The sequence below is a fragment of the Gemmatimonadaceae bacterium genome (assembly GCA_035633115.1).
Taxonomy (GTDB): Bacteria; Gemmatimonadota; Gemmatimonadetes; order Gemmatimonadales; family Gemmatimonadaceae; genus UBA4720.
This window is the reverse complement of record DASQFN010000007.1, coordinates 43,094-59,995: the sequence shown is the minus strand read 5'-3', so window position 1 is coordinate 59,995 and position 16,902 is coordinate 43,094. Positions and strand designations below refer to the sequence as shown.

Sequence of the window (16,902 nt, the reverse complement as noted above, 5' to 3'; positions counted from 1 at the left end):
CGGCATTCTTGCCGCGATCGCGATCCCGAAGTTCGCGAACACGAAGGAGAAGGCTTACCTCGCATCGATGAAGGCAGACCTTCGCAACCTGGCCACGTACGAAGAGAGCTATGCTGCCGACAGTGCCGGCACGTACTTCTCAGGTAACGGCTCGGCTCAGGGCTTCACCGCTTCGCAGAACGTGACGATGGCAGCGACGGCAGTTGCCGGTCCCCCGGCTGGATGGTCAGCGGTTGCGACGCACTCGCTCACGACCAAGACCTGTCAGTCCTCGGTGAACGGTCTCATTACCTGCACCTGATCACGCTGTCTTGAGGGGAATGAGCGGCCCACGATTCTCGCGATCGTGGGCTGACTCGCCCTCCGAAGTGCAGGAAAGGGCGGCCAGATGGCCGCCTTTCTTTTTTGGCGAACGGATCCGGCGGATTGAACGGATAAGGCCGCATTGATTCGATGATTGTCTCAGCGTGACGATGCCGCGCAGACAGTTGCGAGACGATACTGTCCGCGCATGAACAGAGAATCGCAGCGCGGATTCACGCTGATCGAGGTAGTCGTAGCCATTGTCATTCTCGCGGCAGGCGCCCTCGCGCTTGCCGGCTCCGCTGCGGTGACTGTGCGCCGAATGTCAGACACTGCGCGACGCTCTTCTGGCGTCACAATGGCGCGTAGCCGCGCCGAAGCGTCGATGGCCTCGGCATGCGGCTCCCTCGCGAGCGGAAGCGAGACAGCGCGCGGAGTGCGCTCCGACTGGGTCGTGTCGGCCGGAGCGGTATCAGCGGAGCTCAGCCAGCGAGTCTCGTACCCGACAAGCCGCGGTGCACGCAGCGACGACTTTCTCACCGCTGCGCCATGCCCCTGAACCGGCGAACCGCGGGATTCACCCTCATTGAGATGATTGTCGCTACGGCAATCGCCGCAATCATCGGCACAACTCTGATGGTAACGCTGAGCAGGCAGGAACGCTTTTACAGCTCGGCCTCGCAGATGCTTCAGGTAAGAAGTCAACTGCGCGATGGAGCGGATGTTCTGACATCGGACATCCGTGGCGCTGCCATCGAGCGCTACGGCCTCCCGCTGATGACAGACACCGCGGTCGAATTCTTCAGCACGGTTGGCAGCTCGGTGGTTTGCGAAACGCCGGCAGGCTCCACTTTGTTTCTGACGCCAGCTACGCTCTCGAGCGGGGCTACACTCACATCGCTTCTTGCGTCGCCGGACACCGGCGACATCGCGCTGATCTATGCAATGCCGGGCGGTGCTCCGGATTCAGCCCGGTGGGTGGAAACGCGCATCGCGGCGTTTTCCACACGCTCGCTCGCGACGTCGTGCCCACCGTCAACCGGATTCACTTCGTCCTCTGACGTTGCCGGTGGCCAGCGCGGATACGCGGTCACGCTCACGGCCAGTCCCGCAACGGGAATTCGGAAGGGCGCTCCTGTGCGATTCCTTCGCCGGGGGCGCTACAGTCTCTACGCGTCGGTGGGGCAATGGTACCTGGGATATCGTCGCTGCAACGCAGCAGGGCCACCTTCGTGCGGAACCATCCAGCCGGTCAGCGGCCCCTATCTCCCTTACAAGGGCTCGGGCGATCCCGAAGCAGGTCTTGCCTTTCGCTACTTCGCCGCGAGCGGCGATGAGATCACAGATGAATCGCTCTCCATGCTGACAGCGCGAATCGACATAGTGTTGCGCGGCAGTACGGCCGGCGCAGTCGCGCTCGCGGGCGATGCGCGCGTCAAGTACCGCGATTCTGCAGTCGTGACCGTTTCTCCGCGGAACCGCGCGCGATGAGCGCGCACCACCGCGGGTTCATTCTCGTTGCCGCGCTCGTCGCACTTGTAATAATCGCGCTCATCATCACCGGCGCGTTCTTCGCCAGCGGCCAGGAGCTCGTTGTCGCTCGCAACGAGCTGCGTGACCAGCAGGCATTCTCGTACGCGGAGTACGCAGCCGCGAAGGCTCTCGAGAGCTGGGATGCATCAGCGCGGGACTCCATGAGCACTGGAGAGACACAGCGGTTGCCTACGCTGTCGCGGGGCCTGCTGGAAAGTGACGTGTTTGTCACGAAGCTCGACACGGCCCTCTATCTCGTCACGGCGGATGGCAGACTGCGCTCAGCTGACGCGGCCGCACTTCGCCGCAGGGTAGGGGTGCTTGTGCGCACGGTGCGCGATGGGGCGCCTGTCAATCCGCCATTCCGTGTAACCGGGCAAGCGTGGAGCGAGCTGTACTGAAAGCGCCCTGAAGCTGTTACCTCACCGCCCGGTGAATCGTGTTGAGGTGCAATCCCTTGCGGTCTCCTACCCAGGACATCATGCCGCTATTTAGTCGCAGGAAGACGACAGTGGGCCTCGACGTTGGTTCAGGCCTCATCAAGGTCGCCGTTGTCGATCATGGCAGCAGCGGGCCTGAGCTTGTCAGAGTCGCCATTACATCGCTCCCTCCCGATGCAATCGTGGAGGGTGAAGTCATGGATCCCGGCATCGTCGCCGACGCGATACGCGTGTCGCTCGACGCAGCCGGCGCGAATTCGAGGCACGTCGTCACCGCAGTCGGCGGGCGCGACGTCATCATCAAGAAGATCCAGACCGAGCGCGTAAAGGAGAAGCAGGCCCGCGAGCTCATGCGCTGGGAAGCCGAGCAGCACGTGCCCGACGTCGAGTCGGTGGAGCTCGATTTTCAGATCCTCGATCCAGGCCGGACCTCCGACGAGATGAACGTGCTCCTCGTTGCCGCCAAGAGAGATCTGATCGATTCGAAGCTCCGGATTCTCGCCGAGGCCGGTGTGACTCCGACAATCGTCGACGTCGACGCCTTTGCGCTGCACAATGCGTTCGAGGTCAACTATCCGGAAGCGATGATGGGTCTGGTGGGCCTCGTCAACGTCGGCCATGAAGTGACCAACGTGAACATTATGGACGGCGGAGTTCCACTGCTGACGCGTGAGCTTCCACTCGGAACCCGCCGTTTCAGCGAGGATCTCCAGCGCCAGCACGCCGTTTCCGCAAGAGATTCGGAAGCGATGATTCGCGGTTTCGATCGCTCGCCAAACCTCGACTCGATTCTTCAGCAGCGCGCCGAAGAGATCGCGGTCAGCGTGGAGCGCGGTGCCGCATTTCTCTCGACGGCAAAAGCGGTCGCTCAGGTGCGCGCCGTCTACCTGTGTGGTGGCGGCTCCCGCACGCCGGGTCTCGCCGAGATTCTCGGCACGAGACTCGGAGTTCCCGTCGAGCATGCCAATCCGCTGGCTCGCCTCAGCATGCGCGATGGCGCGCTGGCCTCTCTCTCTACCGATGAGGTGGCGCCGCTGTTGATGCTCCCCATCGGTCTCGCTCTCCGCCAGTAACCGGCCAAACGGACATCTGACATGATCAAAGTCAATCTTCTTCCGGGTGCCGGCGGGAAATCTGAGGGCGGTGCCGGAATCGACTTCGGCGGGTTCGTCGCCAGCGCAACTTCCGGCGTCAAGGACAAGTTTCTCCTCGGCGCTGTCGGGACGGTGAGCTTTGTGGTTCTGACGGTTGCGCTGCTGTTCATGGGACAGCAGTCGAAGGAGCGCACTCTCGTCGAGCGTGAGCGAAAGGCAATCGAGGACTCAACGCGCTTCAAGGTCGTGCTCGCCGCGAAGGCCAAGGCCGAAGCCGCCCGGGATTCGCTGTACCAGCAGGTCGCGATCATCAAGTCCATCGATGCCAGCCGCTATCTGTGGCCGCACCTGCTCGACGAAATCTCGAGTGCGTTGCCGGCCTACACCTGGCTTCGCACGGTCACGCAGACGAGCACTCCACCCACCTCTGTAGCGACTGACAGCGCGACGGCCGCAAAGGCGCTTGCCGCGCAGAAGGGCGGCAAGGAGAAGCCGGCAGATGCAAAGACCAGAAAGGCCCGCGCCGACTCGGTGCTCGCGATCGCATCGCGCGCAACGAAGTTCAGGGTTGTCGGCCAGACGGTCGACATCCAGGCGCTTACGCTCTTCATGAAGACGCTCGAAGCGTCGCCGTTCATTCAGAACGTGCAGCTCACGCGGTCCGACATGGTCACCGCGGACGGCAAGGAAGTCACCGAGTTCCAGCTCGAGGCGGAATCGCAGGTTCCACCGCCGTATCTGATCAAGTCGGTGGCCATTTCCGCCGGAGGAAACTGACATGGCAATTGGCGCCAATCTCTCGAAGCGTGATCAGATGCTCATCAGCGCCGCCGTGCTGTCCGTCGCACTCGCCGGCGCGTACGCCTACTTCCTCTATCTGCCGAAGCGCGATGCGCTGGCGGCAATCGAGCAGCACGTCGATGTGCTCGAGGCGAGGAATGCCAAGGTGAGGTCCGAGGTCACTGCAGGCTCGCTCGCAAAGATGCGCGCGGAAGCGGTGCAATTCGCGGCCGAGCTTGCAGTGCTCAGACAGGTCGTTCCGACGACCAACGAAGTTCCGGCGCTGCTCGAGAACGTGTCGACTGCAGCGCGCCGAGTCGGGCTCGACCTGGCTTCTGTCGAGCCGATGCCGGTGCTTGTCGGCGAGCAGTTCGACACCTACCGGTACAAGCTCTCGGTCACCGGCAGCTACCACGACATCGCAGCGTTTCTCACGAACGTCGGATCTCTCAACCGAATCATCGCGCCAGTCGCTTTGACTCTGAAGCCGCTCGCACCGCAGGAAAAAGGAAAGATCAGGATTCAGAAGAAGGATGAGCTGCTGCTCGATAGCGACTTCCAGATTCAGACCTACATAGCTCACACGGCCGATTCGACCGGCGGAGCAGCCGACCAGGAGAACAGGGAATGACGGTCAATCGAAGCAGTCTCATCGCCTGCGTCGCAGTCGGCGCGGTCGTTGTAGCGCTCGCGGTTGCAGCGACAGCGCAAACCACTGGCGCTCGGGCGCCGGTGCGCGTGGCGGCCGCCCCGCTTTCCAAGCCGGCCGTTGCCCCAGCAGTCGCGCCGGCGACGGGCGAAGCAAGCCCGCAGCTCATCTCGCGAGAGACCTACGCCTATCAGGGCACTGGCCGCCGCGACCCGTTCGTCTCTCTCATGAACAACGGTGAGCTGCGTCCGGTCTTCCAGGATCTGAAGCTCGTTGCCGTCGCTTTCGATCCCCTTGGACGAAACTCGGTTGCTGTTCTGCGGGATGTCACATCGAAGGAGCAGTATCGCGTCAAGGTCGGCCAGGAGATCGGCCGCATGCGCGTCGCCGCAATACGCCAGAAGTCGGTGACATTCGGCATCGAGGAGTTCGGTTACAGCCGCCAGGAGACACTGGCGATGAATGATTCCACCAAAGTGAGGACGCAATGAAGCAGCTCTTGACCATCACTTCCGCTTTCGTTGTCCTGCTCTCGGCGACAGGCTCGCTGACGGCGGAATGGGCGAGCGGACATGCAGCGGCTCCCGCGACCGGGAATACCGTGACGGTTCGCGCCGTCAGCGTGGTTCCCAACGCGGGGCGGGCGCAGGTAGTCATCGGCGTCGATGCGTCAATCGAGGTTGATGATTTCATGCTCGAAGCTCCGTTCCGCATCGTCGTCGATCTCAAGGGCGCCACACTTGACATGGCACCGCGCTACGACCGCGTCATGCGCGGCGGCGTTACGAACATCCGTGCCGCGCAGTTCAAGCCGGGCGTCGTACGCGTCGTGATCGAGATGGATGCCGCACATCCGTACGAAGTCTCGCGCTCCAATGGAGAAGTCCGCGTGGCCGTTGCCGGCTCACCCGGAGCCTTCGCCGCATGGTACTCGTCCGACGCCGCCGCCCGTGCCGCCCGTGCAGGAAGCTCGACAACGGCCGATGCCTCGCCGGCACCCGCTCCTCAGGCCAGGCCGGCCGAGAGCGATACCTATAGTAGTGCGGCTGAGCCTGTCGAGGCCGATGAACCCGCCAACAGCGCATCCCCCGATCCAAACATCACCTCGACCAGCTCTGCTTACGACCGCGCCAATGCGTCGAATCGGCTTGGAACGGCGACAGTCATGTCCGAGCAGCCTCGCATAACCGTCACATATCAGGACGCGGACATCCGCGACGTAATCGCCGCCTTCGCATCATTCTCCGGGCGCACGATCGTAGTCGGCAAGGATGTCGCTGGAACCATCACCGCCGAAATCAAGAATCAGCCGTGGGACGTCGCTCTGCGCGCGATTCTGCAGGGCCAGGGCCTTGCCGCGGCAGAGGACGCGCTTAGCGGAATCATCACGGTCGACAGCTACAGAAACATTGCCGCAAAGCAGCAGTCCGAGCCCGTTACCACGCAGCTCGTTGCTGTGAACTACGCAAGCGCCGCGTCGCTCGTCGGGACGCTCACAGGTTTGCTCGCCAAGGATTGCACGCCCGGCGGCGTACCCGAAGCGCCGCAGAACACCCGCACGAGCTGCTACTCGCGTGGTGCCGTCGCGGCCGATACGGCGACGAACACGCTGCTCATCACCGAGACACCGTCGCGAATGGCGGATCTGCTCTCGTACGTGAAGAGTCTCGACGTCCGCACTCCGCAGGTCGCAATCAAGGCGAAGATCATCTTCGTGAACCGTACCGACATAGAAGAGCTCGGAATCTCGTACGATCTTGGCACCGGCACCGATCAGTTCTTCGGCCAGCTCGCGCCGCGCATCGATCCGTCGACTCTCAAGCCCGTGGACACCAATGGCGACGGAGTTCCCGATGCATTCGGTGGCGGCTCGCCAATAAATGGCGACCGCATTCTCCTCGGTGGGAACGCCCTCTCGGCCATTGCCAACGCAAATGCCCGCGTGGTCAATCCCGCGCTCAAGCTGATATTCTCCGCCACGCTTGGAAAGTTTCAGCTGACGACCTTCCTCGATGCTCTGCAGGAAGTACGGTTGGCGGACATGCAGGCTGAGCCGAGCATCGTGACGCTGGACAACAGAAAAGCTGAGATTCTCGTCGGGCAGGAGATTCCGATTCGTGTTCTCGATCTGAGCACGCAGGGTCAGCCGGGCGGCGGCGCGCAGCCGAACCAGGTTCCACGCGCAACCGTTCAGCTCAAGGAAGTTGGAATAATCCTGAGTGTCACGCCGCACATCACGAACAACCGGCAGATCCTGCTCAAGCTGCACGCCGAGAATTCCGATGCGCAGCTCGCATCCTCCGACGTTGGCTTCATCTTCGGGAAACAGCGCGCCGACAACCAGCTGCTCGTCGGCGACGGTGAGACGGCCGTTATCGGTGGACTGACCGTAACGCAGGTGACGAGCTCGAAATCGGGCATACCGCTGCTGGTCGATCTTCCGATCATCGGCCGCCTGTTCGGGGTCACCCGCACGTCCGAGCAGAAGCGCGATCTGCTGATTCTCGTGACGCCGCACATCATCGACGATGGCGACCGCGTGCTCTCGCGCAATCCCGCCCCCGCCAGACAGTAGCCGACGATGCCGACTCATATGACCAGGCGCGGACTCGCCTCGCTCGCTGCCGCAACGGCGCTCGTCGTCATTGCCGGCGCCTGCGGAGAGTCGACGTCCAGCAGCAACACGCTCAGCGACCAGTCGCCGCCGTCTGTTGCTCTGTCAAAGGGTGGTACCTCGGTCGACACCGTTATCTCGTTCCAGGTCGACGCGAAGGACAACCTCGGCCTCAAGACAATCTCCGTCAATGTCTCGGGCGGCCTCGACTACAGCTTCGACTCGACGTTCACGAGCGCCCACACCGACGCCTCGATTCCGTTCTCCGTATCGGTTCCTCGAAGCATTCCGAAAGGAACGCCGGTGCTGGTCACCGCACAGGCCGTGGACGGAGCGCTCAATCGTTCGCCAATCGATACACTCAGGCTTACAGTCGGCAACGTAGCCCCTGCCGATGTTCAATTCACGAGTCCGGCCAGCGGCACAGTTGCCGTTGTCGGCAAATCCATAATCGTCTCACTCAGCGCGCGCTCCGCGGTCAAAGTGCGATCCGTCGGCTTCCGTGCGACCAGCGGTCTCGCGCTGGTGGACTCTGTTGTGTACTCGAGCCCGCTTAGCGACTCGGTGGCGGTGCTCGACACGATTGCAATACCGGCGAGTGCTCCGACAGGCTCAGTATCGGTCGTTCCGTTCGTGATCGATTCGCTTGGCCAGCGCACCCTCGGACCGCCGCTCGTTCTCAACGTTCAGCCGCTTTCGGCTATCAATTCCACGCCGGTCGTGACAATGAGTCACACGACCAGAATGGAAGTGAACGACACGCTGCACGTCGAGGCGAGCGATCAAACCGGCATCACCGTGCTCGGCTACGAAGTGCGCAGGACCGTGGGCGGCGCAATCGACGCCAGAGACTCGGTTGTCTCGAACGGCAGCATCACCTCACAGCTCAAGACGTTCGACCTCAGGCTGCCGTATTCGGTTTTCCCGACACAGGTCTTCATCCAGGCATTCGCCCGGAACTCCAATAACGTGCGTGCCTATGCAAAGCTCTCCGGGGGGACCGATCGTGTCGACACGGTGACAATCGTTGCCGGGTCCACCAGATCGCTGCCGCTCGGAGGAACCGTTGCCGACGTGATCTATCACCCCCGAACGGACCGGCTGTACTTCACTAACATCGAGCGGAATCAGCTCGAGGTTTTCAGTCTCACCGACTCAGCGTTCAAATCAGCGATCGTCGTGGGGTCGCGTCCGTGGGGCATCGCTGCCTGGCCGCGCGACCACAACGGTACGATAGGCGATACGCTGCTGGTCGCGAACTCCGGCGGCACTGACATCAGCTACGTCAACCTGAACGCGAGCGGGAGCGGACGGGAAGTGTTCCGCTACGCGCTGCCGAACATCATTGCGTTCAGCGTAACGTCGAAAAAGACGCCCGCCGGCTTCACTGTTCAGGAGCGCACCAAGTACGACTTCAGCGACCGGCCGCAGTATATCGGCGCGACCTGCGACGGAACAGGACTGGAATGCGGAGATGTCGTCGTGACCTATTCGACGACGCCTACTCCCGGCCAGAGCGAGCCCTTTGCGAAAAACAATGGCACGCTGCGGTGGGAGAACATCTCCCGTGGAACTTCTCACTTCTTCTTCGAGCAGGCAGTTGGCCAGGCAGCCAACAGCTCCGATACGCTGGAGATTCTCCGGTACGATGCGAACACCGGCGTCGAGTCGGTGCTCGTGCCCTACCAGCAGAAAGTCACATCCGGCACGAGGGTCGACAACTATTCGGTAGTTGTCGACCCAACGGCTCTGGCATTTCGTGATACCACGTTCGTTCGGAACTCGGGCAACTTCCGCCGGGCTGCGTACGGCGAGGGCGGCCCGGTCTTCGGCACGCGCGCAATGTCATTCGAGGTCGGCCGCGGATTCATCAGCCAGGTCCGCCTGATAGATGGCAGTATCGGAACGCTTTCATTCCCGGTGATGGATCGGGGCATATCGCCGGCGGCAGACGTGTCGGATTTCGTGGCCAACAGCTTCGCCAAGGTCCAGGGCGTCGCAATCAACTTCGACGGATCACTCTCGGGCATTCGAGCGGACTCCACATATCTGCTCAACCCGGTTCTCAGGCTCCAGGGAATCCTCGGAACCACCACGAGCAACGCGGGTCTGGATTTCCATCCGACGAACAGCGGGCCCAATTCATTCCCGCTTTCAACCCGGCTGCTGTTCGCCGCGTCGGCCGAGCCGGTCATCGAGATCTTCGACAGCTACTGCTACAAGCGGGTCAGCAACGTGCCGATCAGGGACCCGATTATCGGGCCGATCAAGGCGGCATTCCGCGCCGCGTCGGGTCAGCTCGTGCTGGTCGGCGCGACAAGGGGAGGGGTTGTGATCGTGACTCTCCCGGATACGTTTACGACGAGTTGTCCATAGGCGCACCGCTCGACCGGCTGCGGGACGCCGGTCGAGCGCTCATCGAGCTATGTTGATGATGTGAACGCGAGCCCGGCTGAAACGCCGGGCTTCTGCGTTGTAGACGGCCGCGAGGGAGGAAGGAAATGCTTCGATTCACCACCGCCGGCGAGTCACACGGGCCAGCGCTGATTTCGATTCTGGAGGGTGCACCTGCGGGTCTGCCGCTGGTTGCCTCGGACGTCGACGCCGATCTCGCGCGGCGCCAGCAAGGCTACGGGCGCGGGCGCCGGATGCGGATCGAGCGCGACGAGGTCAAGTTTCTTTCCGGCGTGCGCGCCGGTTTCACGATGGGCTCGCCGATCGCGATGATGATTCGCAATCGTGACTGGGAAAACTGGCGCGAAGTGATGGATCCGGAGCCGGACGCACCGGCGGCGGACGGCGGAGCGGTCTCGCGAAAACGTGCGGTAACGCGGCCGCGTCCCGGCCACGCAGACCTTGCCGGAATGCTGAAATACGATCGCGAAGACGCGCGTGACGTACTGGAGCGAGCTTCAGCGCGCGAGACGACAGCGCGCGTTGCTGCTGGGGCAATTTGTCGAAAGCTCATTGGGGAATTCGGCATAAAGATTGGAAGTCACAGCGTGCAGGTCGGCGGGATCGATGCAGTGATTCCCGACGAATTGCCGGCCGACCTCAATGCGGCTGCCGACGAGTCTCCAATAAGAGTTCTCGATCGCGGGGACGAATTGGCGATAATCGCGCGAATAGACGATGCGAGGAAATCGGGCGATACCCTTGGTGGCGTCTGCGAAGTCGTATGCACTGGATTGCCTGTGGGGATAGGATCCCACGTCTCCTGGGACCGCAAGCTCGACGGCCGCATCGGGAAGGCGATGATGTCGATTCCGGCGGTGAAAGGTGTAGGAATCGGAATCGGGTTCGACGCGGCGAGACTTCCGGGCTCAGCGGTGCACGACGAGATCCTCTCGGGGGGCGAGAGCGCGAGGTCGGCCAATCTGCGCCGGCGTACAAATCGCGCCGGCGGACTCGAGGGCGGAATGACGACCGGCGAGCCACTCATCGTGAGAGTGGCGATGAAGCCGATAAGCACGCTGATGAAGCCGCTCGCCACGGTCGAGATGAAAACGGGCGAGGCCGCGTCCGCGGTGGCGGAGCGCAGCGACGTGACGGCTGTACCGGCGATGGGCGTGATTGCCGAAGCGATGCTGGCGTTCGTCATCGCGCACGCGATGATCGAGAAGTTCGGCGGCGATTCGCTGGGCGAGATGCGTCGGAACTTCGACGGGTATGTCGACCACATTGGAAAACGGACCTAATTGAACATCATCCTCGTGGGTCTTCCCGGGGTCGGAAAGACTTCGGTAGGCCGGGCGGCAGCGCGGCTGCTGAATTGGCCCTTCGTGGACTTCGACACCGAGATAGAGCACCGCGAGCATGCGACAGTTGGCCAGATTTTCGAGCGGAAGGGAGAGGCCTATTTTCGAAGCATCGAGGCGGCCCTGACCAGTGAGCTGGCAGGCAGCAAGGGAACAGTTATGGCCACTGGAGGAGGATGGGTGACCAACGCCGACTCAATGGCACTTTTGCATTCCACGGGGCGTATGATATACCTTAGAGCGGCCCCGGAGACCGTGCTGGCCAGAATGGCTTCTGGAAGGGCCAGGAGACCGCTTCTGGACGGTCCCGACCCTCTGGGGGCTATCAACCGGCTGTACGACGCTCGGCGGGCGCTCTACGAGACCGCCGATCTGGTGCTGGATACCGAAGTTATTGAGAAATCAGAAGTTATCGAGCAGGTGTGCCAGTACGCTCTGTCGTCTGGCGGGGAGGATTAACGCGCTTGCTGACCATATACTGCACAAATAGGTTAGGCGAATGGACGAACGTCTGGCTGTGCCAATGACATTCAGAGTGATGGGACCGCACGAGCGGGGCAGATTCGCCCCGGACGCCTGGGGCCACCTCCTTTCGCTCAGCGGATCGGGGGCAATCAACCCGGTCGAGCTCGAGCACATAATCGAGCGCGCCCTCATGCAGATCGACGGCAGGATCGCTCTCGAAGACCTTCGCGGAATGCTCGAGGGCTCGGGCCTCGAGGACTCCGGCGCGCCCGGCGACAACCAGACGGTCCACTAGGCAGCCTCATGGCAATCGCCAAAAAGAAAGCGGCAAGAAAAACGGCGAAGAAAACCGGCGCTACCGCCCGCGGCGTGAAATCGCGGAAGTCGGCGATCGTAGACGACGATGACGCGCCCTTCGAGCCGGGTACAAGTACACTTGTAGTTGTCGAGTCGCCCGCGAAAGCCAAGACCATCGGAAAGTATCTCGGCCGCGGCTACCGCGTTCGCGCCACGATCGGTCACCTGCGCGACCTGCCCGAGAAAAAGATCGGCATCGACATCGAGAACGGATTCGAGCCGGAGTATGTCACTATCCCGGGAAAGGAGAAAACGCTCGCCGACCTCAAGACTGCCGCGCGGGATTCGCGTGAGATCCTGCTCGCAACCGATCCCGACCGCGAAGGCGAGGCAATCGCCTGGCACGTCGCCGGACAGATCCGCCGGAAGAACGGCGCTCCAATTCGCCGCGTTCTCTTTCACGAGATCACTCGCGAGGCGGTGCAGAAGGCAATCGCCAGCGCCGGCGAGATCGACGACCGGAAGGTTGACGCGCAGCAGGCGCGCCGTGTTCTCGACCGGCTCGTCGGTTACAAGGCCAGCCCCGTTCTCTGGAAGACTGTAAAGAAGGGGATCTCAGCCGGGCGGGTGCAGACAGTCGCGCTTCGTCTGCTCGTCGAGCGCGAGCGCGAGATCAACGCATTCAAGAGAGTCGAGTACTGGACGGTCGAGGCACTGCTCGAGAAGGCGGGGCAGGAGTTCATCGCGAAGCTCCACCACATCGACTCGAAGAAGCCCGTCATTCCGAACGAGGAGACGGCACAGCGGATTCTCGCGGAGCTCGAGCCCCGGAAACATTTCGATGCCACCGAAGTCAAGCGGCGTGAGCGGCGCAAGAATGCGGCGCCGCCGTTCACGACCAGCACACTGCAGCAGGAAGCGGCGAAGAAGCTGAGCTACGGCTCCAAGCGCACGATGCGCCTGGCGCAGGACCTGTATGAGGGCGTGGAGATCGGACCCGAGGGCGCAGTCGGTCTCATCACCTACATGCGGACGGACTCGACACGCGTCTCCGAAACGTCTGGGACAGAGGCACGCAAATACGTGCAGATGCTTTTCGGTGAGGAGTTCGTCGCGAAGAGCGTGCAGCTTTATGGCGACGGCAAATCGAAGAATGCCCAGGAGGCTCACGAAGCAATCCGGCCGACAGATCCCACGCGCCGCCCGGAGCACATCCAGCGCTACCTGTCCGCCGATCAGTTCAAGCTCTACCAGCTCATCTGGCAGCGGTTCATTGCATCGCAGATGTCCCCGGCGGTGTTCGATACGACAACCGTTGACTTCGATCTTTCGGTAACGAAAAACGGAGCGGTGAAGCCGCTTCCGTACCTGTTCCGCTCAACGGGCAGCGTGATGAAGTTCCAGGGGTATCTGGCGCTCTACCGCGAAGCGCGCGAGGAAGGCGACGGTCACGGCCGTCCCCTCGAGGACGAACAGGCGCTGCCTTCAGTAGAGGTAGGCGAGAGTGTCCCCGTCAAGCAGATCACGCCCTCGCAGCATTTCACCGAGCCGCCGCCGAGGTACTCCGAGGCGAGCCTGGTGAAGGAGCTCGAGCGGCTCGGGATTGGTCGACCATCGACATACGCGTCGATCATCTCGACGCTCGTCGACAGACGATACGCGCAGCTCGAGCAGCGCCGCTTTTTCCCCACCGAGCTCGGCGACAAGGTCGAGCGCGTCATGGTCAAGAGCTTCCCCGACATCTTCAACGTCAAGTTCACCTCCAGCATGGAGAGCGACCTCGATCGCATCGAGGAAGGCGAAGTGAACTGGCGCGGAATGCTCGGCGAGTTCTACGGTCCATTCTCCGCGTCGCTCAGGGACGCCGATTTCGAGGCGCTCATCGCGGAAGCTCACGATCTCTCCGCGCTCGCCACGGAGCGTTGCCCCGACTGCGGCGGAAAGCTCGTTGCGCGCGGCGGGTTCTTCGGTCCTTTCATTGCCTGCGAGAACCATCCGAAGGCCTGCAAGTATACTCGCCCATTGCGCGGCGAGCGGAAGCCGGCCGAGCTCACGGATCAGATCTGCCACGAGTGCGGCGCCCCAATGGTGATTCGCCACGGTCGCTCAGGCGAGTTCCTTGGCTGCTCGCGCTTCCCGAAGTGTCGCGGAACGCGATCGATGCCTACCGGCGTGAAATGTCCGAAGGATGGCGGTGACATCTCGATTCGCCGCTCGAAGAAGCGGGGCAAGGCGTTCTACGGGTGCTCGAATTATCCGGCGTGTGATTTCGTCATCTGGGACAAGCCGGTTGCGGAAGTGTGTCCGGAGTGCGGCTACGTCGGCGCGGAGATGAAATCCAACAAAACTCGTGGCGAGTACCGTCGGTGCATAAAGTGCGCGAACGAGTGGGAAGCACCGGAGCGCCCGGCGGAGGCAGTTGCGGTGTAAACGGATTCAACAGATGAGCGGATAAGAGGCAAAGGCGCACCGGATAGCGGACGTCGGGAAGCAGGCAGCGGCAATCGGATAACGGCAACCGGATAACGGCAACCGGATAACGGCCAACAGGTACGGGTACGGTCAACTGGAAACGGGCAACAGGGTTGTTCATGTAGTAGGCGGTGGGCTGGCCGGCTCGGAGGCAGCGTGGCAGCTGGCCGAGCGGGGCCACAGCGTCGCCCTGCACGAAATGCGTCCGGTGCGAACGACCCTCGCACACACAACGGATAAACTCGCCGAGCTGGTGTGCTCGAATACGTTCAAGAGCACCGAGACGTCCAACGCTCACGGCTTGCTGAAAGCCGAGATGCGGGTGCTTGGCTCGATGATCCTCGAGTGCGCCGATGCAGCGCGGGTTCCGGCGGGCAGCGCTTTGGCCGTCGACCGCGACGCTTTCGCCTCGGCAGTCACCGCGAAAATCGCGTTGCATCCCAACCTCGAAGTAACACGCGAGGAAGTCACCACCCTCGAGCCGAACTCCATTATCGCGACGGGTCCTCTGACTTCCGACGCTCTGGCTGATGCGATTCGCGAGCGGCTCGGGACGAGCGCCCTCGCGTTCTATGACGCTATCGCCCCGATCGTCTCGAGAGAGTCGATCGATGAGACGATTGCGTTTTCGGCCTCGAGGTACGGACGAGAGACGATGGAAGGCCAGGGCGATGAGGGCGCCTATCTCAATTGCCCGATGTCGAAGGAAGAGTACGACGCGTTCATCTCAGCGCTGACTACCGCGGATCAGTTTCACGGACACGAGTTCGACGAGGCTCCGTACTTCGAGGGGTGCATGCCGGTGGAGGTCGCGGCCAGTCGCGGTGCGGAAACGCTGCGCTTCGGGCCGATGAAGCCGGTCGGTCTGCAGGATTCGCGCAGCGGCAAGCGGCCCCACGCCGTAGTGCAGCTGAGGCGGGAGGACAGGCACGGCCGCATGTGGAATCTCGTCGGTTTCCAGACGCGACTGAGAATCCCGGAGCAGCAGCGCGTGTTCAGGATGATTCCCGGTCTGGCCAACGCGGAGTTTCTTCGCTACGGCTCGATTCACCGGAACTCCTACCTGAATTCTCCGGCGGCTCTCACCTCTCATCTCTCGCTGCGCGACGATCCAAGTGTTCTCTTCGCGGGACAGATCACGGGCGTCGAGGGATACACGGAAAGCTCCGCGACCGGCCTGCTGGCCGGCATCAACCTGTCGCGCATCATCGGCGGCGAGGAGCCAGTGATCCCTCCGCCCGTCACGATGCTCGGTGCGCTGTACCGCTACATGCGTGAGGCAGATCCCTCGCACTTTCAGCCGATGAATGCAAACTTCGGCCTCGTCGACGATCTGCCGGAGGCAATTCGCGACAAGAAGCGAAAGCGCGAGATGATCGCCGAGCGCGCGCTTGCGGCGATCGCCGAATGGAACGAGTCGATCGAAAGTGCTGTCCGTGTCGCTGAAACCAGCTGACACGGCGGAGCGGCCCACAGTCATCTCGCCCGAGGTGACCGACTTCCTCCTTCACCTGGAGAAAGAGCGGAATGTCTCGGCACACACGCTCAAGGCGTACAGTCGCGACCTCACTGAGTTCACCGCTTACCTCAGGGGCTACTACGGCGGTGGGGAATGGAGCTGGGAGGGAGTCGATCGACTCGCGATTCGCGGATTTCTCTCACACCTCACTCGCCGAAAGCTGTCGAAGCGCACCATCTCGCGCGCTCTGTCCGCGGTTCGAAGCTTTTACGCGTACATGCATCGAAACGAGGAGGTTGAATCCAATCCGGCGCGCGGCGTGAACAGCCCGAAGCTCGAGCGCCACCTGCCCGGCTATCTCGACCGGACGCAGATCGACCTGCTCTTCCAAAGCTCCGAGCTGAAAGCGCAGGAGGGCCGCTTCACCGACGTGCGCAACAACGCGATTCTGGAGCTGTTCTACTCTACGGGAATGCGATTGTCCGAGCTGCGTGGAATCAACCGCGCCGACATCGATCTTCTGTCGCAGCAGGTAAAGGTGCGCGGGAAGGGCCGTAAGGAGCGCATCATACCAGTCGGCGATCACGCGCAGCTTGCACTGCGCAACTACGAGGTGAAGCGCGACGAGATCGTCCGCACCTCACTGCCAAAGGCCGACAGGACCGCTTTTTTTCTCAGCAGTCGCGGGAAGCGCATGTCGGTGAGCGCCATCCAGAGCGCCGTCACCGGTTTCCTCGACAGCATCGACGAAGACTCGGGATTGTCCACTCACTCGCTGCGCCACAGCTTCGCCACGCACCTTCTCGACGCCGGCGCCGACCTCCGCGCAGTTCAGGAGCTCCTTGGCCACGCCTCGATCTCGACAACGCAGATCTACACCCACACCAGCGTCGAGCGGCTCAAGGAAGTCTACCGGAAGGCCCACCCAAGGGCGTAAGACCTCGCGGCTGGACAAAACCGCACACATAATTGCCATCGTATAATCCGAGCAGCCGGGAATGCATACCGGTTGATCTGGTCCCAGATCAACCTTCACCA

The 16,902-nt window shown here is 62.3% G+C and carries 16 protein-coding genes; all 16 read left to right on the top strand.

Annotated elements, in window-relative coordinates:
* A partial coding sequence (locus tag VES88_00485; GenBank protein HYN79948.1) for a hypothetical protein occupies positions 1-301 on the top strand: 301 nt, incomplete at its 5' end.
* 210 nt (positions 302-511) lie between these two features.
* Positions 512-862 carry a prepilin-type N-terminal cleavage/methylation domain-containing protein gene (locus tag VES88_00480; protein ID HYN79947.1) on the top strand — a complete coding sequence of 117 codons (351 nt, stop codon included), beginning with the start codon at positions 512-514 and terminating at the stop codon, positions 860-862.
* Positions 853-1,794: a prepilin-type N-terminal cleavage/methylation domain-containing protein gene (locus VES88_00475; protein ID HYN79946.1), complete on the top strand. Its 942-nt coding sequence runs from the start codon at positions 853-855 to the stop codon at positions 1,792-1,794. Before VES88_00480 ends, VES88_00475 begins: the two co-directional genes overlap by 10 nt.
* Positions 1,791-2,237 (top strand): hypothetical protein, encoded by a 447-nt coding sequence (locus VES88_00470; protein ID HYN79945.1) that lies wholly within the window; start codon positions 1,791-1,793, stop codon positions 2,235-2,237. Before VES88_00475 ends, VES88_00470 begins: the two co-directional genes overlap by 4 nt.
* 80 nt (positions 2,238-2,317) lie before the next feature.
* Positions 2,318-3,349, top strand: coding sequence for a type IV pilus assembly protein PilM (pilM, locus tag VES88_00465; protein ID HYN79944.1), 1,032 nt, complete (start codon positions 2,318-2,320; stop codon positions 3,347-3,349).
* Between the two features lie 21 nt (positions 3,350-3,370).
* The gene (locus tag VES88_00460; GenBank protein HYN79943.1) at positions 3,371-4,147 is read left to right on the top strand and encodes a PilN domain-containing protein; all 777 of its coding nucleotides are present in this window, start codon (positions 3,371-3,373) and stop codon (positions 4,145-4,147) included.
* Position 4,148: 1 nt separating this feature from the next.
* The gene (gene pilO / locus VES88_00455; protein HYN79942.1) at positions 4,149-4,781 is read left to right on the top strand and encodes a type 4a pilus biogenesis protein PilO; all 633 of its coding nucleotides are present in this window, start codon (positions 4,149-4,151) and stop codon (positions 4,779-4,781) included.
* A complete protein-coding gene (locus tag VES88_00450; protein ID HYN79941.1) occupies positions 4,778-5,290 on the top strand; it encodes a hypothetical protein in 513 nt (170 codons plus the stop codon). The genes pilO and VES88_00450 overlap by 4 nt, the downstream gene beginning before the upstream one ends.
* Positions 5,287-7,374 (top strand): AMIN domain-containing protein, encoded by a 2,088-nt coding sequence (locus VES88_00445; GenBank protein ID HYN79940.1) that lies wholly within the window; start codon positions 5,287-5,289, stop codon positions 7,372-7,374. The genes VES88_00450 and VES88_00445 overlap by 4 nt, the downstream gene beginning before the upstream one ends.
* Positions 7,375-7,380: 6 nt before the next feature.
* Positions 7,381-9,789, top strand: coding sequence for a hypothetical protein (locus VES88_00440; protein ID HYN79939.1), 2,409 nt, complete (start codon positions 7,381-7,383; stop codon positions 9,787-9,789).
* A gap of 125 nt (positions 9,790-9,914) precedes the next feature.
* Positions 9,915-11,111, top strand: a complete 1,197-nt coding sequence (gene aroC, locus VES88_00435) for a chorismate synthase (protein ID HYN79938.1) — start codon at positions 9,915-9,917, stop codon at positions 11,109-11,111.
* Positions 11,112-11,630, top strand: coding sequence for a shikimate kinase (locus VES88_00430; GenBank protein ID HYN79937.1), 519 nt, complete (start codon positions 11,112-11,114; stop codon positions 11,628-11,630).
* Positions 11,631-11,670: 40 nt separating this feature from the next.
* The gene (locus VES88_00425; protein ID HYN79936.1) at positions 11,671-11,931 is read left to right on the top strand and encodes a DUF494 family protein; all 261 of its coding nucleotides are present in this window, start codon (positions 11,671-11,673) and stop codon (positions 11,929-11,931) included.
* A gap of 8 nt (positions 11,932-11,939) precedes the next feature.
* On the top strand, positions 11,940-14,363 hold the full coding sequence (gene topA, locus VES88_00420; protein ID HYN79935.1) for a type I DNA topoisomerase: 2,424 nt from the start codon (positions 11,940-11,942) through the stop codon (positions 14,361-14,363).
* A 106-nt stretch (positions 14,364-14,469) separates the two neighbouring features.
* Positions 14,470-15,861, top strand: coding sequence for a methylenetetrahydrofolate--tRNA-(uracil(54)-C(5))-methyltransferase (FADH(2)-oxidizing) TrmFO (gene trmFO / locus VES88_00415; protein ID HYN79934.1), 1,392 nt, complete (start codon positions 14,470-14,472; stop codon positions 15,859-15,861).
* Positions 15,842-16,801, top strand: a complete 960-nt coding sequence (locus VES88_00410) for a tyrosine recombinase XerC (GenBank protein ID HYN79933.1) — start codon at positions 15,842-15,844, stop codon at positions 16,799-16,801. Before trmFO ends, VES88_00410 begins: the two co-directional genes overlap by 20 nt.
* Positions 16,802-16,902: the final 101 nt, after the last annotated feature.

Excerpts from the sequence above, each read along its gene's own strand:
- topA (HYN79935.1), top strand. The coding sequence starts at position 11,940 with ATGGCAATCGCCAAAAAGAAAGCGGCAAGAAAAACGGCGAAGAAAACC.
- pilM (HYN79944.1), top strand. The coding sequence starts at position 2,318 with ATGCCGCTATTTAGTCGCAGGAAGACGACAGTGGGCCTCGACGTTGGT.
- pilO (HYN79942.1), top strand. The coding sequence starts at position 4,149 with ATGGCAATTGGCGCCAATCTCTCGAAGCGTGATCAGATGCTCATCAGC.
- VES88_00440 (HYN79939.1), top strand. The coding sequence starts at position 7,381 with ATGCCGACTCATATGACCAGGCGCGGACTCGCCTCGCTCGCTGCCGCA.
- VES88_00425 (HYN79936.1), top strand. The coding sequence starts at position 11,671 with ATGGACGAACGTCTGGCTGTGCCAATGACATTCAGAGTGATGGGACCG.
- VES88_00445 (HYN79940.1), top strand. The coding sequence starts at position 5,287 with ATGAAGCAGCTCTTGACCATCACTTCCGCTTTCGTTGTCCTGCTCTCG.
- VES88_00480 (HYN79947.1), top strand. The coding sequence starts at position 512 with ATGAACAGAGAATCGCAGCGCGGATTCACGCTGATCGAGGTAGTCGTA.
- VES88_00475 (HYN79946.1), top strand. The coding sequence starts at position 853 with ATGCCCCTGAACCGGCGAACCGCGGGATTCACCCTCATTGAGATGATT.
- VES88_00470 (HYN79945.1), top strand. The coding sequence starts at position 1,791 with ATGAGCGCGCACCACCGCGGGTTCATTCTCGTTGCCGCGCTCGTCGCA.
- aroC (HYN79938.1), top strand. The coding sequence starts at position 9,915 with ATGCTTCGATTCACCACCGCCGGCGAGTCACACGGGCCAGCGCTGATT.
- VES88_00450 (HYN79941.1), top strand. The coding sequence starts at position 4,778 with ATGACGGTCAATCGAAGCAGTCTCATCGCCTGCGTCGCAGTCGGCGCG.
- VES88_00460 (HYN79943.1), top strand. The coding sequence starts at position 3,371 with ATGATCAAAGTCAATCTTCTTCCGGGTGCCGGCGGGAAATCTGAGGGC.